The sequence below is a fragment of the Marinobacter sp. DUT-3 genome (genome assembly GCF_050379435.1).
Taxonomy (GTDB): Bacteria; Pseudomonadota; Gammaproteobacteria; order Pseudomonadales; family Oleiphilaceae; genus Marinobacter.
Genome location: NZ_JBNRMG010000004.1, coordinates 263,838 through 284,445 on the forward strand (window position 1 = coordinate 263,838; position 20,608 = coordinate 284,445).

The 20,608-nt window shown below is 54.7% G+C and carries 25 protein-coding genes and 1 pseudogene; 23 read left to right on the forward strand and 3 right to left on the reverse strand.

What is annotated here, in order from left to right:
- Positions 1-173: 173 nt before the first annotated feature.
- The gene (locus ACQUWM_RS09525; RefSeq protein ID WP_406999779.1) at positions 174-1,352 is read right to left on the reverse strand and encodes a DesA family fatty acid desaturase; all 1,179 of its coding nucleotides are present in this window, start codon (positions 1,350-1,352) and stop codon (positions 174-176) included.
- 176 nt (positions 1,353-1,528) lie between these two features.
- Between ACQUWM_RS09525 and mutM the strand changes: the two genes are divergently transcribed.
- The 9 genes from mutM (at position 1,529) to ACQUWM_RS09570 (ending at position 8,790) form a co-directional block, all read left to right on the forward strand.
- Positions 1,529-2,341: a bifunctional DNA-formamidopyrimidine glycosylase/DNA-(apurinic or apyrimidinic site) lyase gene (gene mutM / locus ACQUWM_RS09530; RefSeq protein WP_428921968.1), complete on the forward strand. Its 813-nt coding sequence runs from the start codon at positions 1,529-1,531 to the stop codon at positions 2,339-2,341.
- Between the two features lie 189 nt (positions 2,342-2,530).
- Positions 2,531-2,863 (forward strand): hypothetical protein, encoded by a 333-nt coding sequence (locus ACQUWM_RS09535; RefSeq protein WP_406989466.1) that lies wholly within the window; start codon positions 2,531-2,533, stop codon positions 2,861-2,863.
- A gap of 77 nt (positions 2,864-2,940) precedes the next feature.
- On the forward strand, positions 2,941-3,630 hold the full coding sequence (gene yrfG / locus ACQUWM_RS09540; RefSeq protein WP_428921969.1) for a GMP/IMP nucleotidase: 690 nt from the start codon (positions 2,941-2,943) through the stop codon (positions 3,628-3,630).
- A 41-nt stretch (positions 3,631-3,671) separates the two neighbouring features.
- Positions 3,672-4,079, forward strand: a complete 408-nt coding sequence (gene hslR / locus ACQUWM_RS09545; protein WP_406989468.1) for a ribosome-associated heat shock protein Hsp15 — start codon at positions 3,672-3,674, stop codon at positions 4,077-4,079.
- Between the two features lie 80 nt (positions 4,080-4,159).
- On the forward strand, positions 4,160-5,014 hold the full coding sequence (gene hslO, locus ACQUWM_RS09550) for an Hsp33 family molecular chaperone HslO (RefSeq protein WP_406999785.1): 855 nt from the start codon (positions 4,160-4,162) through the stop codon (positions 5,012-5,014).
- 173 nt (positions 5,015-5,187) lie between these two features.
- Positions 5,188-6,720 (forward strand): phosphoenolpyruvate carboxykinase, encoded by a 1,533-nt coding sequence (locus ACQUWM_RS09555; protein ID WP_406999787.1) that lies wholly within the window; start codon positions 5,188-5,190, stop codon positions 6,718-6,720.
- Between the two features lie 257 nt (positions 6,721-6,977).
- A complete protein-coding gene (locus ACQUWM_RS09560) occupies positions 6,978-7,322 on the forward strand; it encodes a hypothetical protein (protein WP_428921970.1) in 345 nt (114 codons plus the stop codon).
- A 99-nt stretch (positions 7,323-7,421) separates the two neighbouring features.
- Positions 7,422-8,060, forward strand: coding sequence for a hypothetical protein (locus ACQUWM_RS09565; RefSeq protein WP_428921971.1), 639 nt, complete (start codon positions 7,422-7,424; stop codon positions 8,058-8,060).
- A gap of 142 nt (positions 8,061-8,202) precedes the next feature.
- A complete protein-coding gene (locus ACQUWM_RS09570; protein ID WP_428921972.1) occupies positions 8,203-8,790 on the forward strand; it encodes a hypothetical protein in 588 nt (195 codons plus the stop codon).
- Between the two features lie 603 nt (positions 8,791-9,393).
- On the opposite strand, the pseudogene ACQUWM_RS09575 reads toward ACQUWM_RS09570, so the two are convergent.
- Positions 9,394-9,693: pseudogene (locus ACQUWM_RS09575) on the reverse strand (IS110 family transposase); the annotation flags it as partial.
- 108 nt (positions 9,694-9,801) lie between these two features.
- On the opposite strand from ACQUWM_RS09575, the gene ACQUWM_RS09580 reads away from it, so the two are divergent.
- The 4 genes from ACQUWM_RS09580 (at position 9,802) to ACQUWM_RS09595 (ending at position 12,502) form a co-directional block, all read left to right on the forward strand.
- Complete coding sequence (locus ACQUWM_RS09580; RefSeq protein WP_428921973.1) at positions 9,802-10,824, forward strand: hypothetical protein; 1,023 nt, start codon at positions 9,802-9,804, stop codon at positions 10,822-10,824.
- 91 nt (positions 10,825-10,915) lie between these two features.
- Positions 10,916-11,404, forward strand: a complete 489-nt coding sequence (locus tag ACQUWM_RS09585; RefSeq protein ID WP_428921974.1) for a hypothetical protein — start codon at positions 10,916-10,918, stop codon at positions 11,402-11,404.
- Between the two features lie 35 nt (positions 11,405-11,439).
- Complete coding sequence (locus ACQUWM_RS09590) at positions 11,440-11,871, forward strand: VOC family protein (protein WP_406998852.1); 432 nt, start codon at positions 11,440-11,442, stop codon at positions 11,869-11,871.
- An 88-nt stretch (positions 11,872-11,959) separates the two neighbouring features.
- Positions 11,960-12,502 carry a DinB family protein gene (locus ACQUWM_RS09595; protein WP_428921975.1) on the forward strand — a complete coding sequence of 181 codons (543 nt, stop codon included), beginning with the start codon at positions 11,960-11,962 and terminating at the stop codon, positions 12,500-12,502.
- An 18-nt stretch (positions 12,503-12,520) separates the two neighbouring features.
- Here ACQUWM_RS09595 and ACQUWM_RS09600 read toward each other — a convergent pair whose 3' ends face one another.
- Positions 12,521-13,585 (reverse strand): SDR family oxidoreductase, encoded by a 1,065-nt coding sequence (locus tag ACQUWM_RS09600; RefSeq protein WP_428921976.1) that lies wholly within the window; start codon positions 13,583-13,585, stop codon positions 12,521-12,523.
- 81 nt (positions 13,586-13,666) lie between these two features.
- Here ACQUWM_RS09600 and ACQUWM_RS09605 point away from each other — a divergent pair, with 81 nt between their 5' ends.
- The 10 genes from ACQUWM_RS09605 to nfsA all read left to right on the forward strand — a co-directional run bounded on the left by ACQUWM_RS09605 (position 13,667) and on the right by nfsA (position 20,599).
- Complete coding sequence (locus ACQUWM_RS09605) at positions 13,667-14,047, forward strand: MerR family transcriptional regulator (protein ID WP_428921977.1); 381 nt, start codon at positions 13,667-13,669, stop codon at positions 14,045-14,047.
- 74 nt (positions 14,048-14,121) lie between these two features.
- Positions 14,122-14,253, forward strand: coding sequence for a hypothetical protein (locus ACQUWM_RS09610; RefSeq protein ID WP_428921978.1), 132 nt, complete (start codon positions 14,122-14,124; stop codon positions 14,251-14,253).
- Between the two features lie 135 nt (positions 14,254-14,388).
- Entirely contained in the window at positions 14,389-15,093 is a 705-nt protein-coding gene (locus ACQUWM_RS09615; protein WP_428921979.1) for a hypothetical protein, read from the forward strand.
- A gap of 138 nt (positions 15,094-15,231) precedes the next feature.
- The gene (locus tag ACQUWM_RS09620; protein ID WP_428921980.1) at positions 15,232-15,642 is read left to right on the forward strand and encodes a VOC family protein; all 411 of its coding nucleotides are present in this window, start codon (positions 15,232-15,234) and stop codon (positions 15,640-15,642) included.
- A gap of 23 nt (positions 15,643-15,665) precedes the next feature.
- Positions 15,666-16,382, forward strand: a complete 717-nt coding sequence (locus tag ACQUWM_RS09625; RefSeq protein WP_406998838.1) for a hypothetical protein — start codon at positions 15,666-15,668, stop codon at positions 16,380-16,382.
- Between the two features lie 252 nt (positions 16,383-16,634).
- Positions 16,635-17,513, forward strand: a complete 879-nt coding sequence (locus ACQUWM_RS09630) for a PhzF family phenazine biosynthesis protein (RefSeq protein WP_428921981.1) — start codon at positions 16,635-16,637, stop codon at positions 17,511-17,513.
- 382 nt (positions 17,514-17,895) lie between these two features.
- Entirely contained in the window at positions 17,896-18,570 is a 675-nt protein-coding gene (locus tag ACQUWM_RS09635; protein ID WP_428921982.1) for a DUF899 domain-containing protein, read from the forward strand.
- A gap of 15 nt (positions 18,571-18,585) precedes the next feature.
- Positions 18,586-18,918, forward strand: a complete 333-nt coding sequence (locus ACQUWM_RS09640) for a YnfA family protein (protein ID WP_406989484.1) — start codon at positions 18,586-18,588, stop codon at positions 18,916-18,918.
- Positions 18,919-18,932: 14 nt separating this feature from the next.
- The gene (gene bla / locus ACQUWM_RS09645; RefSeq protein WP_428921983.1) at positions 18,933-19,784 is read left to right on the forward strand and encodes a class A beta-lactamase; all 852 of its coding nucleotides are present in this window, start codon (positions 18,933-18,935) and stop codon (positions 19,782-19,784) included.
- Positions 19,785-19,861: 77 nt separating this feature from the next.
- Positions 19,862-20,599: an oxygen-insensitive NADPH nitroreductase gene (gene nfsA / locus ACQUWM_RS09650; RefSeq protein WP_428921984.1), complete on the forward strand. Its 738-nt coding sequence runs from the start codon at positions 19,862-19,864 to the stop codon at positions 20,597-20,599.
- Positions 20,600-20,608: the final 9 nt, after the last annotated feature.

Consider the following 20,608-nt stretch of genomic DNA (forward strand, 5'->3'; position numbering starts at 1 on the left):
CAGAGATATCTCACAAAAGTCAGACAGGTCTCGGGGTGGGGTGCTTTTTCTGACGGGACTAAAGGTGTCTGAGCGCAGCGAGTTCTTTTCCCGTAAGAAAAGGCACCCCACCCCGGGACCACCCCACCCCTTTTTAGGCTACAATGGTCAGCCTGCAAAAGGGCAGAAAGAAATTAAGCTGAAGGCCGCAGAGAATAAGCCCGAAGGTGCGCCGCAAACTCTTCCAGATAGCGAATGCCACTGGCCTCCGCCTCCTTGCACCAGTCCGCCAGCGCCTGCATCTTCTCCTGGGGCTTTACCCCACGCTTGCGCCACAGCGCCTGCAGCTCATGACTCATCTCATAAATCTTCCGCAACGCCGCATTACGCTCCAGCACCGTCTCCAGGTGCTCCTGCTCCTTCGGCTTGATCAGCGACACCTCGCGGGACAGCAACTGCTTCAGCTTGCGGTAACGGGGACGAATCTCATCATCCATCAGCGCCTTCTGCTGACGCAGCACCGGCTCCATAACGCGCTTGCGGTACTGGCGCATGATATCAAAGCGGTTGTTGGCAATGGCCTGAACGGTTTCTACGTCCACTTCCTGCTTGCCCGGCACATAATGGGCAATCGGCTTAAAGCCCTTCGGCTTGGCCAGACCAAACAGCTGGAACAGGCGAATGTAACCCCAGCCAATATCCACTTCGAACCAGCGGCGGGACAGCTTGGAAGAATTCGGATAGGTGTGGTGATTGTTGTGCAGCTCTTCACCACCGATCAGGATACCCAGCGGTGAAATGTTGCGGGCATTGTCCGCACACTCAAAATTGCGGTACCCGAACCAGTGACCGATGCCGTTGACAACGCCCGCCGCCCAGACCGGAATCCACATCATCTGAACCGCCCAGATCCAGATACCGTGAACACCGAACAGCATCAGGTCGATCACCGCCATCAGAGCGACACCCAGCATCTTGTAGCGGCTGTAGACGTTGCGCTCAACCCAGTCTTCCGGGGTGCGCTGACCATAACGCTCCAGGGTTTCCGGCGTGGCGGATTCAGCATAGAGCTCAGCGCCCTCGAACAGAACCTTGCGGATACCCAGAACAACCGGGCTGTGGGGGTCTTCCTCGGTTTCGCACTTGGCGTGGTGCTTACGATGGATGGCGGTCCATTCCTTGGTGTTCTGACCCGTGCTCAGCCACAGCCAGAAACGGAAGAAATGCTTCAATACCGGATGCAGATCCAGCGAATTGTGAGCCGAATGGCGATGCAGGTAGAGCGTTACACTTACGATGGTGACGTGGGTCATGCCCAATGCAACCAGGACCAGTTGCATCACCGAAAGGTCAAGGAGACCGTTAAACCACATATTCAATCCTCAATCATAATCGTGGTTCCACCGGCACGAAAACCGGAGAACCGTATTGGGCACTTTAGCGTACAGTTGTAAGCTCCAACAACTGCATTTGGACGAAAATTTGTTACTGATTACACTTAACGGGTTTCAAACCGTTCGTGCATCCCCCTGCTACCGGAGAACCCCGCTTGCCAGAATTACCGGAAGTCGAAACCACACGCCGTGGTATTGCGCCCCACTGTGAAGGACGCACCATACAACGGGTCACCATCCGCAACCGCAGCCTGCGCTGGCCGATTCCCCGGGAGCTGGACGAGCAGTTGACCGGCGCCACCATCCGCAGCGTGGAACGTCGCGCCAAGTATCTGCTATTAAAGGTGGATAAGGGCAGCGCCATTGTACACCTGGGCATGTCCGGCAGTCTGCGGGTAATCACCGACGATGCCCCATTACTGCCCCATGATCATGTCGAGCTGGAGCTGGACAGCGGCGTCCGCCTGCGATTCAACGATCCCCGGCGATTCGGCTGTTGGCTGTGGTCGGACACCCCGGAGCAACACCCACTGCTCGCCAACCTGGGCCCAGAACCGCTGGCGCCGGAATTCACCGGAGCGATGCTGTTCCGCCTGTCCCGGGGCAAACAGACACCGGTGAAGTCTTTCATCATGGACAATCACGTGGTGGTGGGCGTGGGCAACATCTACGCCAACGAAGCCCTGTTCAAGGCCGGAATACACCCCAAACGCAAGGCCGGGCGCATCAGCCTGGACCGCTATAACCGCCTGGTGGACGCCATCCGCGAAACCCTCAGCGCCGCCATCCTGATGGGTGGCACCACCCTGCGGGACTTCGTCAACAGCGAAGGCAAGCCCGGATACTTCGCACAATCGCTGCTGGTGTACGGCCGTGCGGCCCTGCCGTGTGAGGAATGCGGTACGCCGCTGAAGGAAATCCGCATGAACCAGCGCTCCACGGTGTACTGTGGCCGCTGCCAGCGCTGATGCACTCTGAAACAGAAAAATCGTTTGAAAATGCGCAAATATGATTCATAGTTAACAGAGTATCCACATTTGTAGGCTACAATTGTTATTCATGCGTTCACAGCCTGCGGCCCGGCGACCAACAAAAAGCCAATACGGACTGGCCGACACCAACTGGAAAGACAGGCAAGATTTCAGGAGACACAAGAAATGACCGGTACAATTTCCCGCATAGCGATGACAACCCTGGCAGTTTGCCTGCTGACGTTCTCTTCCCTTGGCCACGCCCGGGCTGTTGATGAAAAGCCCTCCGCCCTCGCCATGACCGGTGACGCGATCTTCGTTCGCCCGGCCCTGCTGGCCACCACCATTATTGGCAGCGCGGTTTATCTGGTGTCCCTGCCGTTCTCGGCACTGGGCGGGAACGCCGGCGAAGCGGGCGAAGTCCTGGTGGTTGGCCCCGCCAAGGCCACCTTCGTTCGCTGCCTCGGCTGCAGCCGCACCGGCCGCAAGGCTGAAACGGTCGAACAGGAAGACAACTGATCCGTAGTATCCCGGCTTGCCAAAACCCGGCGGATTCGGCAGCCTGAAGTGACACTCACTTCAGGCTGTTTTCGTTTATGGTGAACTGGTCTTCCCTCAACACTGTGTTCCTGGATATGGATGGAACACTGCTGGACCTGCATTTCGACAACCACTTCTGGCTGGAACACCTGCCCGCGCGCTACGCAGAGCACTACGACCTCAGCCCGGAAGAAGCCCGCGACACTGTGGTTCCGATGATCATGGCCGAGCGTGGCTCACTGCAGTGGTACTGCACCGATTACTGGAGCGACCGCCTGAAGCTCGACATTACCGGCCTCAAGGCCGAGGTGGGCGATCGCATTGGCTACCGTCCCTTCGTGACCGACTTTCTCGACGCCATTCGCCAGGCGGGGCTGCGCTCGGTGATCGTCACCAATTGCCACCCCGATCCGCTGGCGCTGAAACTGCGCCACACCCAGCTGGAGCAACGGGTGGATGGCATCATCTCCAGCCATGAGTTGGGCAAACCCAAGGAAGACCCCGAGTTCTGGCGCGATCTCGCCCAACGGGAGCCCTACCAGCCCGAGAGCACCCTGATGGTGGATGACAGCTTCCCCGTACTGGAAAGTGCCCGTGCCGCCGGCATCGGCCAGTGCCTGGCCATATTGGCCCCCGACAGCCGCCAGCAGGCCCGGGAAAAGCACCCGGAAATACCCTCTATTCATCACTTCAGCGAAGTGCTGCCTGCGCTGCGTGAACGACAGCCCCTGCCATCGGGCGAATGAGCCGGTTATAATATGACCATACGCTCATCAGGTGAGGAGACATGACGGCGACAAACACCGACGATCACCGTGTCCGGCTCGACAAGTGGTTATGGGCCGCACGCTTCTACAAAACCCGCTCGCTGGCCAAGGAAGCAATCGAGGGTGGCAAAGTCCACTACAACAGCCAGCGCTGCAAACCCGGAAAACTCGTGGAAACCGGCGCCAAGCTGACCGTGAGGCTGGGCTGGCAGGAACGCATCGTCATCATTGATGACATCAGCGACCGCCGCCGGGGTGCGCCCGAAGCCCAGAAGCTATACCACGAAACCGATGACAGCGTGAAACGTCGTGAGGAACTGGCCTGGCAACGCAAGACCATGCAGGCAGCCCAACTTCCCCCGGCGCGGCGACCCTCCAAGAAAGATCGCCGTGATATCCAGCGTTTCCGGGAACAGAACGGCATCTGAACCGCCGTTCCAGCCAGAAACACCACAACCCTGTTATCCACTGCCCGCTTATTACACTATTTATTTCAGGAGACATCACCATGGCATCCCGGGACCAGTTCCAGCGATTTATTTTCGAGCACAGCCAGGTTCGTGGTGCCTGGGTGCAACTCGGTGACAGCTACCGGGAAATCGTCAGCCAGGCCCCCTACCCCGACACCGTGCGCCAGCTGCTGGGAGAATCCCTGGTGGCCAGCGTACTGATGAGCAGCACCCTGAAATTTGAAGGCACGCTGTCGCTGCAGGCCCAGGGCGAAGGCCCGCTGCGCACCCTGATGGCCGAGTGCAGCCACGACCGAAAGATCCGCGGGCTGGCGCGCTTTGACGAACACGCGGTGATGGAAGACAACTTCCACAACCTGCTGGGCCAGGGGCGCATGGCCATTACCATCACCCCGGACCAGGGCCAGCGTTACCAGGGCGTGGTACCCCGGGAAGCGGATACCCTGGCGGGCTGCCTGGAAGACTATTTCCAACGCTCGGAACAGCTGGCCACCAGCCTGTTCATCTTTGCCGACGAGCAGCGCTGTGCCGGCCTGCTGCTGCAGCGCCTGCCAGGCGCCAGCGATCACGATGACGATCTGTGGGACCGCATCAACCACCTGGCCCGCACTGTGGAAGCGGAAGAACTGCTGGAACTGGACAGCGAAACCCTGCTGCACCGCCTGTTCCACGAAGAAACCGTGCGCGTGTTCGACGCCGAACCGGTCACCTTCCACTGCAGCTGTTCACGGGAACGCACCCTGGGCGCATTGGAAGGTATTGGTCAGGAAGAGTGTTACAGCATCCTCGAAGAACAGGGCAGCATCGAAATGGATTGCCAGTTCTGTCATGCTCACTATCGATTCGATAGAAATGATATTGATCATCTTTTCACCGGCCATACGTTACACTGAGGCCTTGATGAATTAGCCCCAATGCCAGTATTGGCGCGGCTTTCGGGGCAGTCGTTTTTTACCGGCGTCTCTGGCATAATAGCGCGCCTGAATTGACCCGATTGCTCAGATTTCCGCCAATTCTCACCGTGCGGTCTGGGCAATCATGAAGACACCCCAAGGGCGAGGTCGAAGTGAGCAACACTTATAATGATCTGAGTTCAGCACGACTGGTCGAGCTGGCACTGGAAAGACGCGAAGGCCAACTGGCATCCAACGGTTCACTGGTCGTCCGCACCGGCGAACGCACCGGTCGTTCCCCGATGGACCGCTTTATCGTCGAAGAGCCCAGCACGGTTGACGATATCCAGTGGGGTCCGATCAACCGTCCATTCGACGCTGACAAGTTCGATGCCCTCTGGGATCGCGTTGAAGCCTACATCGCGGAAAAAGACCGCTTTGTCTCCAACGTCCACGTCGGCTCCGACCCCGAACACTACCTGCCGGTGAAAATGACCACCGAAACCGCCTGGCAGAACCTGTTCGGTCGCAACCTGTTCATCCGCCCGGACAGCTACAACCAGGCCGACAAGCAGGAATGGCAGATCCTCAACGCCGCCAACTTCCAGTGCGTGCCCGAGCGTGACGGCACCAACAGCGATGGCTGCGTGATCATCAACTTCGCCAAGCGCAAGGTGCTGCTGGCCGGCATGCACTACGCCGGTGAGATGAAAAAGGCGATGTTCTCGGTACAGAACTTCCTGCTCCCAGAGAAAGACGTACTGCCGATGCACTGCTCCGCCAACGTCGGCGAAGACGGCGAGACCTGCCTGTTCTTTGGCCTGTCCGGCACCGGCAAGACCACCCTGTCCGCCGATCCCGATCGTTTCCTGATCGGTGACGATGAGCACGGCTGGGGCCCGGGCACTGTCTTCAACATCGAAGGCGGCTGCTACGCCAAGTGCATCGACCTGAGCAAGAAGAACGAGCCGATCATCTGGGACGCCATCCGCTTCGGCGCCATCGTCGAAAACGTAGTGATCGACCCGGAAACCCGCGAGCCGGACTACACCGACGTCTCCCTCACCGAAAACTCACGCTGCGCCTACCCGCTGGAGCACGTTGAGAAGCGCGTAATAGAGAACCGCGCCGGCGAGCCGTCTCACATCGTCTTCCTGACCTGCGACATGACCGGCGTACTGCCGCCCGTGTCCGTCCTCAGCAAGGAAGCCGCGGCCTATCACTTCCTGAGTGGCTACACCGCGCTGGTGGGATCCACTGAAATGGGCTCCTCCTCCAAACTGAAGTCCACCTTCTCCACCTGCTTCGGCGCACCGTTCTTCCCGCGCCCGGCCGGCGTTTACGCCGAACTGCTGATGAAGCGCATGGACGAATTCGGCAGCAAGGTCTTCCTGGTTAACACCGGCTGGACCGGCGGCTCCTACGGTGTCGGCGAGCGCTTCAGCATCCCGACTACCCGCGCCATCATCAGCGCCATCCAGAACGGCGACCTGGACGATGCCGAAACCGAGCACCTGCCCACCCTGAACCTGAGCGTTCCGGTCAGCGTGCCCGGCGTAGACAGCAACCTGCTAAACCCGCGCAACACCTGGGCCAGCGAAGCAGACTACGACGCCAAGGCCGCCGAACTGATCGGCCAGTTCGTCGAGAACTTCAAGAAGTTCGACGTCTCTGACGCCATCGTAGAGGCCGGGCCCAAAGCATAAGCCCGCCTTTACTGAAAAAGCGCCCTGCTCCTTGAGCACGGCGCTTTTTTTGTGCCTTTCAGAACTCCCACAGCCCCGGAAGCTGGAAAAACAGTCGTTGTGATCATTTTTGTTTGGGATGGTGATCAGGAAATTACTCGGAACTCATTGACCTGATGGGGTTTTCTGCCTAGTTTTGGAGGATTATTGAATTGAGATATGAGTCAGTGGAAAAGTGATCATTCAGACTCATATACAAATGTTAAATGGCAAATCGCATGCCCATAAAAAAGCAGATCTTATTCGTGGTAGGTTCCCCGGTCGCGTTGGTATTGATTCTGGGGCTCATGGACCGCCTGCTTCCTCATCAAAGCTTGAATCCTTGGTTGCTGATAGGTTTCCTGTGCACCGTTGGTTTTGTGCTGACATTCTTTTTGTCTTTGGCAATGGCTCTCATGTTAGCCGTTGCCATGCCCTTTTTAGTTACGATTGGAATGTCACTTTTATCCAAACCAGGTGCAGAGCAAGGCCTTGAAGGCATTTTATTCGTCGTGATATCGATGTTTTTCGTGCCGAGTGTATTGGGTGGCCTGGTAGTTAAGTTCATTGCAAGGCGCATTTAACCAGTAGTTGTAGTACGTTCCAGGCCTCCGGCCTTCCACCGGACGCCCCTGTCGGGGCGCCGCTAAACAAAAGCGTTAAATTTCTGATCGGAGTAACGAGTGAATCGATATACACGGACGTTTTTTCAAGCCCTCTTGGTGCTGTTACTAACTGGCTGCTCATCTTCAGAAAGTGAGCAAAGTGGTGTTGAGTACATTCAGAGCTACATCGACGCCCAACTTGGTTTTGATTACGCTGCGCTGATGGAAACAGTTGAGAGCCAAAGAGATGAGCTGATTCGTCATGCAGCCATTGCCTCAAGAGTAAATCGTGAAATGGATATACTCTTACAAGATCCGGCCGGCCGCTCGAAGCTGAAAGAATATGTTGATAGTCTCTCAGAAGAAGAAAAAGCGGCTCCTACGGAAGTGGCGAAAATCGCTAGTGAGATGAGGCCGCCACTGGCCAAAGCATTCGAAGCCTTCTCTGTTCAAATGGCTGTAATGACAGTAACTGAGGAAATCTGCGGAAAGCCGAAAGCAGCAGAGAAGTGGCAAGACCTTTTCATTCGGGTGAATTCAGAACTCGAGGAAAAACTACCTAAAAGAGCATTGGAAGAGATCGAGAACAAGTATCTTCAGCACCTGGATTCGACAGCAAAAGACTACGAAAACGGAGCTTACAAGCCATCATGTTCTGCCCAGATGGAGAATACGGATTTTCTACATTTCTCAGAATTGGTGCTCAAGGAAATTTAACCAAGTGGTCAACGGGACGCTGCACTTCCCCCACTTCAGTAGACACGCATCGATAACTCCGCCAAGGGAGAAAACGTGAGTATTAATATTCCCACGGAACAAGGCTTCGTAATGCCTTTAGACGGTGTGCTAGACATTGTTAATGACGCTCTTAGTAGGCCATAAATATAACAAGGCCAGCCACAGCGACGGCTTTTCCGTTGCGGCTTCGCCTCCACTACAAAGCCGCGCGTGCTGGCGGCGTTATGGGTTCAAAATGTTGCCAACCAAGACTGCTCTGGTTATTTTGTCTGTAAGTTTCCTGTTGTCAGGGTGTGTCGGGATTCATGCAGGATTTGGATTGGAAGAGGGGCCGGAATTAAGTGCTGAGGATTTGTTGCGAGGCGCGCGCCTTTGCCATTTAGAGATAGAGCGTGAAAGCCAATTAAAGCCTGAAAGGTTGCGCTCTCACTTCAGAGACGTAGAAGTCGAAAGTTATAAATCAAAGACTGTCTACAGATTTAATAAAATAAAATATACTAATATGTTAGCGATTAGTGCCGGGGTAACGATTCCTTTATTCTATCATGAGGAAGATTATCAATGTGAAGCAATATACTATAAAAATAAAGATCCGGTTTTTAGGAACTATGAGGAGCCTTATAAATTGACCGGTTTTATATGTGGAGTATATACAGATAATAGTTGGGCATTTCAAGCCGGCTGTGTAAGTGACTACTTTCAGCGCTAGGAGGCACTGGTAGCCCCATAACAAGCGGCTGTTGTCGAAGGTGGTTAATGGGACGCCAACTACGCTGCGCTCCGTTGGCGCCTTTTACCACTGGCGTTAAATTAATCCTAGAGTTATTAGTTTTTTTCGACCTAGAGGAATCAAGCATCAAAAGCTTCGCAATTATTTCGATTTTTTCTCTTTAGGATTTATTTCTGCATTTTTTCTTCAGCAGTATAATTATGAGGAAAATATTGTAGAAGATGACACATGACTACTTTACAACCCATTGAGAAGAACAATGGTTAAATTGCTAGATTATGCAAAGTCTTGCAGGCCTAACCCCGATATTTAAATTTAGTATAGCCTACTTAATTCAAGCACCAAAGATCTTTATGAATGGCATATGGATCGTATAAAAAAGTATATTTGTTTGATACCACAGATTACATTGAAGCTCATAAAAGTGCTCATAAAAATGACGTTCACTACATTGATAATATTGAAAAAATTTACGCGCACTGCGAGTTTTAGTTTTTAACATGGCCGATTTTCAGAGCTACGATCCCGCGGTTAAAGGCGAGGATCTCTTCAGATAGGAACGAAGCGCCTATTGGGTCAGCCGACCGCTTCGCAGATGGCCTCGGCATCGTTGTCGTCGTTCTTGCTGCTCTTGCGATAGGGTGCCACGATTCGCGGTGCAATAATTCGAACGTCATGGCCGAGCCTGGTCATTTCCCGCGCCCAGTAGTGGGCGCCCGAGCAGGCTTCCATGCCGATCAGGCACGAAGGTAATTGTGCGAAGAACGGCAACAGCTTGAGTCGATTCACCCGTTTGCGAACCACGACCTTGTTGTGTTGGTCGGTGCCATGAATACTGAACACAGTTTTCGCCAGATCGATGCCAATGGTTAGAACATACATGATGACTCCTCCTGCTTTTGATTCAAGATGTCGAACACCTTCAATGCGGCACATGGATGCCGTGGGAGCAGGGGGAGTCCATATCATTCATTAAGAGGCGGGTAGTAGATGCAACAATCGCAGATTATGGAAGATAAGATTATTTCAGCAGTAAAAGACTTTGCTGACTCGATAAACTCGGGGAGCAAGGTCGTTGCTGACATGTCTTCACTAATAGATGTGACGGATAAGCTGCCTCTTTCGAGTTTTGACTACTGGGAGCGATTGATTCGTTCCGAGTTTTCTTCAGCACTAAGAGAATCAAACGCTCCGAAGTGGAAGGCATGGTCAAAGACTAAAGCATTGATAACTTGGATTGATCTAATTAGCTGGGATGGTTACAGGCGAGAAAAAGCTCTACGAGCCCTGTCGGGGGAGGCACCCAATACATTCTTTTTCTCTCTTGCTGTCCGCAGGCTTAATGATTGGGTGCCTCAAGTTCGTAAGGCCGCAAGGGACAAGCTTCCTGAGATAGCAAGATCGACTGATCCTAAATATGTTGTTGAAGCGCTGTGTGTTGCACTTTCCAATTGGAACTCCTGGGGCAGGATCGAAGAAGCGGATAAAGAGGTGCTTCTTCAAATCATTTGTGAAGAGGAAATAGCAAAGTCGCTTAGGTCTAAGTTGGTTTTATCAGCTTCTGGGCCTATGCCTTCGCTCTTTTCTCAGCTTGGTCGCACCCCGATACTTGATGGAAAAATTGAAGGAATAGCTGGTTCAGCTATTCAGCCTTGCGTTCGAGCTAAAGCATACCGTAGCTTATTTGAAGGGCGAGTTGTATGGATGGAAGGCCGGAAATGGGAGTGGACCGATATACGATATTGTGAAGGCCGGCTGAAGCCTATCGTTGCTGAACGAAAGTTGAATATTAAAACCCCACTAATCGAATTGCTAAAAAGATCATCTGAAGATCCTTCATCTATCGTTAGACGAGTTTCAGCAGAGATTCTGATACGAGAGCTAGACAGTCTAGGTTCTGTAACTAGGGCTTTTGCTGAGCGATTTGCGTTAGACAAATCTCACCCTGTATCTGAGAGGGGTGAGTTCGCATTAAAGAAACTGGAAGAAGCGGAACGTGCCAATGCCTCTTAGCAAGGTCAAGCACCATCGCGCACTTCGTGCGCTGGACCTCGCTACGCTCGGTCGGTGTTGGCAGCGTTAAAACCAGAAAGCAGGACGTCGTATGCCAAGGATGACACCACACCCAATTTTCCAGCTGATTCTGTCCGCTTCGTTCGTATTCCCAGGACTTGCACTTGCTGGACAAGCTAACCCTGACGACTACATCGGCAGTAAACAGTTGGTCTTGGAAGTCCGATACTGTGAATGCGAGGCCACCAAACCCGATAGTCGTCCATCCGATTTATTACCGGGTTTTCTGGAAGAGTCGAGTATTTTGAGGGTAGCTGCGGCCGCCGAAGATAAGGGCTTTGCTTCGTCCCATGAAGTTTCAATCGGTTTTGAGTTCAGTCGAATCAAAAACTCATCCGGTAAACTCAAGTTCAACTATGCTGGCACATATACCACACGTAGCGGGGATAGTTCGGGCCAAGGGCAGCTCTTGCTGGAGAAGGGTCAATGGGTAAACCTGTTTGGCTCGCTTCACGAGAGTGAAGCCGGGTCGCGCCATGCCAATGTCGCGGTGCGGCTAGTCGAGCCAGATGGTTCCTGATGGCGCTATGTCTACCGACCAGAACGGAGGAACAGATGAAGTCCATTACGACCTCGCTCATGTTTGTCGGGGAGCAGGCCGGGAAAGCCGAGGAGGCAATCAAGTTCTATACCTCTTTATTTCCAGGTTCAGAGATCACCGATATTCAGCGCTACGAAGCTGGTGAGCTCGAACCAGAAGGTTCTGCCAAGATGGCTCGGTTTACGATAAGCGGTACCGAGTTTATGGCGCTGGATAGCCACCTTGACCACCGGTTCAATTTTACACCCTCCATGTCACTGTATGTTGAGTGTGAATCGACGAGCGAAATTGAGGCGGCATTTCGGGCCTTGGCTGAAGGTGGCTCCGAGCTAATGCCTTTGGATAATTATGGTTTTAGCCAAAAATTTGGGTGGTTGAAGGATAGGTATGGGGTGTCCTGGCAGCTCAACCTGTCGAACCAGAATGGCGGCAGCATCAACACATAGCCAAGTTCAGCACTCTGTAGCCTCCGGCTGCCGGACGCTCGCAAGCTCGCGCCGGTTATTGGGGCGTTATACATGAGAAGGAACTCTGATGAGCCTGAAAAATCACTTTGAATTGCTAGCCGCCTACAATCAGTGGATGAACTCGAAGGTTTATGAGGCTGCGGGACAGCTCTCTGCAACCGATCTGGCCAAAGACCGTGGGGCCTTTTTTGGCTCCATCCTGGGTACCCTGAATCACATCCTCGTTGGTGACATCCTCTGGCTCAAACGGTTTGCTACCCATCCGTCCTGCCTGCACTCGTTGCGGGAGGTCGCTGATCTCCAGAATCCGACAAGCCTGGATCAAATACTCTTTGACGATCTTGGTCGCTTATCTGACCAGCGCATCTGGCTGGATCGCCAGATTATTAACTGGATAGCCGAGCTATCCGAAGGCGATCTGGATTTCGTTCTCAGCTACCACGACATCAAAGGCATTCCTGCCAGAAAACGGTATTCGAGCCTGGTTCTTCATTTTTTTAATCATCAAACTCATCATCGAGGGCAGGTTTCTACCTTGTTATTACAGGCCGGTGAAGATGTTGGGGTCACTGACCTGTTAGCTCAAATTCCAGAGGAGACTCATCTATAACCAGCCGCTGTTGCCGGATCAGGCAGGCTTTGGCGCCGGTGAGTTACGTCCGCATTGCTGGTACCAGCGGGCACTGGCGGCAATAACCGCCTCCATCGGAGGGCGCGCCAACCCTTGTTCCCGCAAGAAAGCATCGGTGCTTGCGGTGTCAAAGCGGGTGGGTTGGATAAAGTGCAGGGCCTCGGGCCAGGTGTTCATCAGCCGCGGCAGACCGGGCAGGTGTAGCAGGGCGGCGAGTACCGGAATCGGCAGATGGTGCTGGGGCGCCCGCCGGCCCAGGAAGTCGGCTGCGATGGCGAGCATACCCTGCAAATTAGGCGTGGTCGGGTCCAGGGCCAACAACCGTTTCGGGGCGTTGTCACTGGTGGCGGCAACTGCAATCAGTGACGCCAGATGATCCACAGCCACCAGGGGCAGCCAGTGGTCGGGACTGCCCGGGATCATCGCCATGCGCCCCCGGGCCAGGTTGTCGAGCAAGGCAAACAGTGGCTGGCTCGGATCCAGAGCGCCTGTGTGGCTGTGGCCGGCGACAGTGGCGGGTTGTACTTCCACCAGGTCCAGATCGCTTGCAGCCGCCAGCGCGCGTACCCGGATTGCCGCTTCCAGTTTGCTGGCCTCATAACCGCCGGCCCGACGGTAAACCCGCCGCCAGTTCACTTGTTCAGGATTATCGTCGTTGATTCCCAGTCGCAGCAGGTGATCTTGGTTTTCCAGCATGAAGCCGCTGATAAACACCAGGCGGCTGTGGTGACGCCTGGCCAGCTCGGCCACCGCCAGGCTGCCGGCTACATTGGTGCGATGGGCCGTGGCAGGGGCTAGCTGCCAGGCAAAGCGGGCCCCCAGATGAATGATGACCCGGGAAGCGGGCAGGTCCTCCGGCAGGCCCAGGCCGGGCAGATCCAGATCCCCCTGCACTGCATGTAGGCGGTCACCCTGCCCGCCCAGGGCATTCACCTGTCGGCGCAAGATCGGGAGCTGACTCTCAGGTTGGCGCAATACGGCACACAGGTCGTGACTACGGGTTAACTGGGCACAGACATGGCGGCCGATAAAGCCTGTGGCGCCGGTGATGAGCAGGGTCATGGCAGGTCTCCTTGTTAAGGTCTGCCACCACGTTAAAGGGTAGAGTATGCTCTAAGGTCAACACCCGGTTGAGGGAGTATTATGCAGATTGCGGAACTGGAGCAGCGTACTGGGGTGAACCGCCACACTCTGCGCTATTACGAAAAGGCCGGCCTGCTGCAGGAAGTGGAACGGCGCGGCAACAATTACCGGAACTACCCGGAAAAGGCGGTGGAGCGGGTCGCCATGGTCCGTCAGCTCAAGGCGTTGGGCTTTTCCCTGCGTGAGATTCGAGAGGTGCTGGATGCGTTGCGCAGTGACAGCATTGATTGTGAACAGGGCGCGGTGCTGATGGCAGAAAAAAAGGCGGCGGTAGAAGACAGGATTCGCGAGCTGAAACAGGTCAGCGCCCTGCTTGGCCGTGAACAGAAAAGGCTAGAAGAAAGCGCGGCGGCCTTACGCGAAAGCGGGCGCTGCAAGTAACCAACCGCTTCAGTTCGTTCAACACTCCCCCCGGGTATACTTCGGGCTTCCAGCCATAACCAAGGAACAAATCCATGCCCCTGGCTGAACAAATCTGTCTGCCGCCCTGGATGACGGGCGCGTTTATGGTGTCGCTGATCGTCGAGGAAGTGGGCGGCGCGCTGGTACTGGGCACCGGTGCCATGTTGGGGATCTGGGGAGGCTAATGGCTTACTTTCCCGACTCGCGGGACTGACCGCGAATGGTGTGGCCCCAAGCCAAGGGATTGGCCTGGATACACCGCTACCATGCTCAGCCCAACCGTCCGTTTCCGACGAACACAGGCTGTATCAGACAGAACCATGACTCCAGAAGAACCACGAAGCTCATTTGTTACCTCCCTTATTGAAGACCAGGCGCCCCAGGAAGTCCTGCAACTCGGCCTGGGTGATTTTGACCTGACGTTGTCGGTCTGCCGTGCGCTTAACACACTGGACAATTCAGCGCTGACACTGCTCACACCCAACCTTCTTCAGCATTCCGAGTTTCTGAAAGAGACCCGGAAACGGAACGTGGAAACGGTGATGGATCTGGTCGAGCTGAACCGAACGCCCGCCGATGAAGTGCTTCCGGATTTCTATTTCCAGAACCGAGCCATCAATCTGGCTATCATTAACGAAGTGGGCCCATTCGATCAGGCGCTGGTGGCCATTTACTACGTCGACAAGATGCTCGTCTCCCGGGGCACCCTGATCATCAACAATGCGGACACCCCGGTGATGAGGAAACTCTGCCGTTACCTGGTGACCGAGCGTGAATACACGCTTCTGCGAACCCTCGATGGTGTAAAAAACGGATCAGTCCTCACCCGCTTACTTCGCCGCCAATTCAATAAGGCTCCCAGGGTTGTGCAGGACACCGTTAGTACCCTCATCAACCCCGACCTGCTCATGCTGGATGACGATCCAAAACTTCAGGGGTCGATGATCGCCCTGACAAGACGTGCGGAGGAAGGCGAGATCGATATGGACTTCGATACCCTGCTGGAATCCATCATGAGTGAGTAAGCCGGGGTCGGCACAACACCTGAAGTGTGCAAACGACGTCACGCGATTGCATGGCAGCGGGCCGGGCGATGGGCTAAGCTCTTGTTTTATCGTTTTTTGGCAAGATGCTGATTAACACCGGGGATACAGGGAGGAACCATGAAACCACGGATCAGTATGATCACTCTGGGTGTGGATGATCTGCCGCGTTCGATCAAGTTCTACGAGCACGGCCTGGGCCTTCCTAGAATGGATTCGCCACCTGAAGTGGCATTTTTTACCCTGAACGGTACCTGGCTCGGCCTGTACGGGCGTGAAGCCCTGGCGGAAGATGCGTCGGTGTCGGGGCCTTCTGAAGGGTTTGCGGGGTTCAGTCTGGCGCACAATGTGAGCTCTGAGCACGAGGTAGACCAGGTCATGGCTCAGGCGGTCGCAGCGGGTGCCGTTGTCACCAAGCCTGCCCAAAAAACGGATTGGGGTGGCTACGCCGGTTATTTTTCTGACCCCGATGGTTATCTCTGGGAAATCGCACATAACCCGCTGTTTTGGGTCGGGCCTTCGGATGAGTAATAGATCAATATAAGGGAAAACTTTTGGATCTGGATGAAATAGTTCGACAAGCCGGCGACGAGCGATCAGCAATCGCTCTGAAGGGGTTGCTTCAAAGATTCTTAGACCCGGCCTTTGGAGCCTTGCCAAAGTCAGAGATTGAATTGCTCGTATTGAACGCTCTGGAAGAAGTAGGGGCAATTTCATCTGAGCCCGGAGTATATGAGCTCGTATCAAAGCTCCGTGTTACAAGAACAAAAGCCCGTAAATTAATCTACGAGAGAGAGCTGAGAAGGCTTTCAGTGTCGGAACTGGATTCGCGAGTAAAGAATCTTCTCAAGCGCCCAATCATTCAGAAGTCTGGCGACCAATTCGTTCTAGAAATTGAAAACCCGCTGATATCTGACCATTTACGATCCAAAGTCCAGTTACTCGGCCACGTTTCAGACGGCTCCTTCTCTCCCAGTATCGTCAAACTGCCCCTGGACGCAGTTGTTGCACTGATCGAGCTGTACATCCCTGAACATGAACGCCAGGCGGTTAAGGAAGCGCTCATTGCGGCTGGAGCTCCAGACAAGTCCTTTAAAGGGGTGCTGAAAGCAGTCCTCAAAAAGGTTGCTGGTAAAGTCGCATCAGACACCGGGGAGGCATTGCTGGAAAGCGCATCGGAATATATGTCGCCTATTGTTGATGGAGCTGTCGACGGGCTCACAGAGAAAATTTCAGAAGTTTTTCCTGTTGAAGGTGAGAATGGTGGCTAACACGGCCAGCCTGTACGCTCCAGCGAAGCAGACCAGGACACCAAGGCCGCTGGATGGCTGTTCTGTGCAGCATGATTGAAAGCACAAAATGAGGACGTCACGCGATTACATGACAGTAACAGGATAGATGAACTAAGCTGTTGTTCTGCCTGGTTTATGGGCATGACGCTCGTGAGCGAAAAGTCGTAATAATCAAGCGGTCAGCTTTCGCGATATCGAAGCGTTCTATCTAATTGCTGTCAGGAAACCACAATGACTCTACGAACTCTCCCCTTTTGGCTCGTTGATGTATTCGCTAACCAGCCATTGTCAGGCAATGGACTGAGTGTGTTCTTGCTTGATGACGATTTGCCCAAACATGTCATGCAGAGCATTACTCAGGAAATGCGCCAGTTCGAAACAATTTTCCTGCAGCGGACCGATCAATCATCAAAATTCAATGCTCGGATTTTCACAATGGAAGAGGAGCTTTCCTTCGCCGGACACCCAGTCATCGGGGCGGCAGCGATGCTTCATTCTGAGTTCTTCTTGACGGAAGATGAGGTTCGCCTTGAGTTTGTCATTCATGGCCGGAGCATCAACTTGACTAGCTGTCGCCAAGGTGAGTCCTATGTCGCAGAAATGGATCAAGGAACTGCAACCGTTAATCCCCCGATTCCAGCGGAAAGAAATGAAGCCTTTTTAGAGGCGCTGAATCTTTCAATCACTGATCTGGCTCCAAAGCTTCCGTTACAGGTAGTTTCAACGGGACTTCCTTACCTAATCGTGCCTATAACTTCCAACCTTGAACGCGCCCGGATCGTTGCTTCTGACTTTGAGGATTTGTTAGCGACAGTGGGTGCCAAATTTGTTTACGTCTTGGAAGTAAACGAACTCGAAGGACGTACCTGGGAAAATGATGGTAGTGTCGAAGATATCGCCACTGGCAGTGCAGCAGGGCCGGCAGCGGTGTATTTGGTTACACATGGGCGCGCACCCGTAAATGATACCCTTGTTTTGGCGCAGGGACGATTTCTGCATAGGCCAAGCGAGCTTTATGCGACTGTTCAGGCAGGCTCTGAATTGAACGTGACCATAAGGGGTAAAGTCTGTTTGGTTGGCAATGGAACGCTACGACTTCCTAACCAATAGTTCCATTACGTTCCGGGTCTGACGGCCCTCCACCGGACAGTCTGGTCGCCGCTTCCGAACGCTTCGCGCTTGGTTTCCAAGGCACAGATGTATACAGGGAAAGGTTTAAATGAAACTTGATAAGTCACTCTCGATAGCGTTGTTTATGTTCTTATCCGGGTGTTCGCTCTTTACGACCAGTGGCCGACAGTTATATGTGGAAAATCGTTGTGAGCAAGATACTTCTGTTAGCACCAGAGGCCTGAACCACTGCCAGGATGCGGCCAGCATGAATACCTATGGCCAGGATTACGAAACCTATCAAAGGGAATACGAGGAACTGTCGAATTAGCCCTATCCCGTTCGACTATGAAGTGCACCTCAAACAACAGGAGCTCAAATCATGTCGGCTAACAAGACTGCACTTCCAACTATCGGTACGCTCGAAGACTGGCAAAAGGCCCGCCAGGCGCTCCTCGTCAAGGAAAAGGAACTGACCCGCGCCCAGGACGCACTGGCCGCCGAGCGCCGCCGGCTGCCGATGGTCCCTGTCGAAGACCACTTCACCTTCACCGGGCCGGAGGGTGAGGTTTCGCTGGTTGACCTGTTCCACGACCGCCGGCAACTGATCGTTTACTGTGCCATGCTGGAGCCCGGCGCAGCGCCCTGCCAGGGCTGTTCAATGGTCATGGACAACATTGGCCACAATATTTCACACGTCAATGCCCGGGACACCACCTTCGTGTTCACCTCACCGGCGCCGCAAAGCGAAATCACCGCCCTGCAGAAGCGGATGGGCTGGGACACGCCCTGGTACACGGATCACGGCCGCCGCTTCGCCGACGCTTTCGATGCGGGAAAAGGGTTTGCGGTGAACGTGTTCATTCGTGATGATGACAACCGTGTATACCGCACCTACTTCACCACGGATCGCGGCGGCGAGCTGTTCGACACCAATTTCCGGTTGCTGGACCTGACACCCTATGGCCGCCAGGAAACCTGGGAAGACTCACCCGAGGGCTGGCCACAGACCCCGCCGTTCGAGTGGTGGCGTATGCACGACGAATACGATACATAACCAGGGATCTCCGATTTGCCCGAGCTAAAGACCGCCGGCCTGTTTTTCATCACGGCCATTGCTGAAATCGTTGGCTGTTACCTGCCGTACCTCTGGCTGCGCGAAGGCAAGACCATCTGGCTTCTGGTGCCAGGGGCTTTGAGCCTCGCCGCCTTTGCCTGGCTGCTGTCATTGCACCCGACTGCCGCTGGCAGGGTGTATGCGGCCTACGGCGGCGTCTATATTTTTACCGCAATACTGTGGTTATGGGCGGTGGACGGCATTCGGCCAACGGTCTGGGATTTCGTGGGCTCATCGGTGGCCATTCTGGGCATGGCGATTATTATGTTTGCGCCACGTAGCACCTGATAGGACCCCGCTGAATGATCACTTTGCGTACTCTTACCCTGCTCTTGATGACTTCCGCCTTTTCCCTCACCCATGCGAGTCCGTTGCTTGAAGTCGTGAAAACGGTAGAACAACGCCTGGACGCCCGCGTAGGTGTCACCCTCTACGATTCTGCCACCGGAGAAACCTGGGACTATCAGGGCGATGCTCGTTTCCCCATGACCAGTACCTTCAAAACCCTGGCCTGCGCAGCGCTGCTGGCGCGGGTGGATGGAGGGACGGAGGACCTCGATCGACGAGTCACGTTCGACAAAGACGATCTGGTCACCTACTCCCCAGTGACCGAGACACGCACTGGGGAGCCTGGCATGACACTGGGGGAGATATGTGAGGCTACTATGGCCACCAGTGACAATACGGCGGCCAATCTTGTACTGAATGCCATCGGCGGCCCCGGCAGTGTGACCGGGTTTGTTCGCGATCTGGGGGATAAGATTACGCGGCTGGACCGAACAGAAACCACCCTCAACGAGGCCGCGCCGGGTGATCCGCGAGATACCACAACACCCAATGCGATGGTGGGCAACCTCCGCAAACTCGTGCTGGGCAATGCCCTGGCTACTGATTCCAGGGATAGGCTAATAACCTGGCTCAAGGGTAACCGGGTAAGTGACAACTTACTCCGGTCTGCACTCCCCCGGGACTGGCAAATTGGAGATCGTTCGGGCGCCGGAGGCTACGGCTCACGCTCCATTGCTGCCGTGCTTTGGCCACCCAACCGTCAGCCTCTGGTACTTGCCATCTATATCACCGAGACCGAAGCATCATTCGATGAACGCAATAAGGCCATTGCGGAGATTGGGAGCGTGATTGTAAAGCTCCACTGAACACACCTGGCCCCTTTTGCCAAACCGGTGTGACGGTGGCAGGATAACCGCTTCCTGATTTTGTGCTAGAGGGCGCCATGAATCCGACCATTGAACTTCTCAAGTCACACCGTTCGATCCGTAAGTTCCAGGATCGGAAGATTCCCCGCGAGCTGTTCGAGGAGCTGATTCGTGCCGGCCAGAGTGCCGCCACATCCAGCCACGTGCAGGCTTACTCCATTATCCATGTGGTCAAACCGGAGAACCGTGAGGCCCTGGCGGAGTTGAGTGGTGGCCAGCGCTATGTGGCAGAGTGCTCCGATTTCCTGGTGTTCTGCGCGGACATGAAACGGGCCACGGATGCCGCCGAACGTGCCGGTGCCGAGGTGGTTCGCGGTATGACCGAGCAACTGCTGGTAGCAAGTATCGATACTGCACTGGTCGCCCAGAACATCGCGACAGCAGCGGAATCCGAGGGGCTGGGCCTGTGTTACATCGGCGGCATCCGCAACAATCCGGCCGAGGTGAGCGAATTGCTGCGCCTGCCGGATCATGTCTACCCGGTATTCGGCATGTGCCTGGGCTATCCGGACCAGAATCCGGAGGTCAAGCCGCGCCTGCCGCTGGCGTCAGTCCTCAAGGAGGACTATTACCAGGATGAGCGCGACCCCGAACTGGTGGCGGAATTCGACGCCACCATGCGCACCTATTACCACGTCCGCACCGGGGGCAATAAGGACACCAACTGGTCGGAACAGCTCAAGCCGCTGTTCACCTCCAAGCTGCGACCCCACATGCGAGACTTCCTGCTTGGCAAGGGTTTTAAAATGAAGTAACGCCGAAGC

Excerpts from the sequence above, each read along its gene's own strand:
- ACQUWM_RS09595 (WP_428921975.1), top strand. The coding sequence starts at position 11,960 with ATGAGCCTGAAAAATCACTTTGAATTGCTAGCCGCCTACAATCAGTGG.
- ACQUWM_RS09570 (WP_428921972.1), top strand. The coding sequence starts at position 8,203 with ATGACGCTCTTAGTAGGCCATAAATATAACAAGGCCAGCCACAGCGAC.
- ACQUWM_RS09600 (WP_428921976.1), bottom strand. The coding sequence starts at position 13,585 with ATGACCCTGCTCATCACCGGCGCCACAGGCTTTATCGGCCGCCATGTC.
- bla (WP_428921983.1), top strand. The coding sequence starts at position 18,933 with ATGATCACTTTGCGTACTCTTACCCTGCTCTTGATGACTTCCGCCTTT.
- nfsA (WP_428921984.1), top strand. The coding sequence starts at position 19,862 with ATGAATCCGACCATTGAACTTCTCAAGTCACACCGTTCGATCCGTAAG.
- ACQUWM_RS09525 (WP_406999779.1), bottom strand. The coding sequence starts at position 1,352 with ATGTGGTTTAACGGTCTCCTTGACCTTTCGGTGATGCAACTGGTCCTG.
- ACQUWM_RS09635 (WP_428921982.1), top strand. The coding sequence starts at position 17,896 with ATGTCGGCTAACAAGACTGCACTTCCAACTATCGGTACGCTCGAAGAC.
- ACQUWM_RS09605 (WP_428921977.1), top strand. The coding sequence starts at position 13,667 with ATGCAGATTGCGGAACTGGAGCAGCGTACTGGGGTGAACCGCCACACT.
- ACQUWM_RS09580 (WP_428921973.1), top strand. The coding sequence starts at position 9,802 with ATGCAACAATCGCAGATTATGGAAGATAAGATTATTTCAGCAGTAAAA.
- ACQUWM_RS09590 (WP_406998852.1), top strand. The coding sequence starts at position 11,440 with ATGAAGTCCATTACGACCTCGCTCATGTTTGTCGGGGAGCAGGCCGGG.
- ACQUWM_RS09585 (WP_428921974.1), top strand. The coding sequence starts at position 10,916 with ATGCCAAGGATGACACCACACCCAATTTTCCAGCTGATTCTGTCCGCT.
- ACQUWM_RS09620 (WP_428921980.1), top strand. The coding sequence starts at position 15,232 with ATGAAACCACGGATCAGTATGATCACTCTGGGTGTGGATGATCTGCCG.
- ACQUWM_RS09560 (WP_428921970.1), top strand. The coding sequence starts at position 6,978 with ATGCCCATAAAAAAGCAGATCTTATTCGTGGTAGGTTCCCCGGTCGCG.
- ACQUWM_RS09630 (WP_428921981.1), top strand. The coding sequence starts at position 16,635 with ATGACTCTACGAACTCTCCCCTTTTGGCTCGTTGATGTATTCGCTAAC.
- ACQUWM_RS09610 (WP_428921978.1), top strand. The coding sequence starts at position 14,122 with ATGCCCCTGGCTGAACAAATCTGTCTGCCGCCCTGGATGACGGGCGCG.
- yrfG (WP_428921969.1), top strand. The coding sequence starts at position 2,941 with ATGGTGAACTGGTCTTCCCTCAACACTGTGTTCCTGGATATGGATGGA.
- ACQUWM_RS09615 (WP_428921979.1), top strand. The coding sequence starts at position 14,389 with ATGACTCCAGAAGAACCACGAAGCTCATTTGTTACCTCCCTTATTGAA.
- hslR (WP_406989468.1), top strand. The coding sequence starts at position 3,672 with ATGACGGCGACAAACACCGACGATCACCGTGTCCGGCTCGACAAGTGG.
- ACQUWM_RS09535 (WP_406989466.1), top strand. The coding sequence starts at position 2,531 with ATGACCGGTACAATTTCCCGCATAGCGATGACAACCCTGGCAGTTTGC.
- hslO (WP_406999785.1), top strand. The coding sequence starts at position 4,160 with ATGGCATCCCGGGACCAGTTCCAGCGATTTATTTTCGAGCACAGCCAG.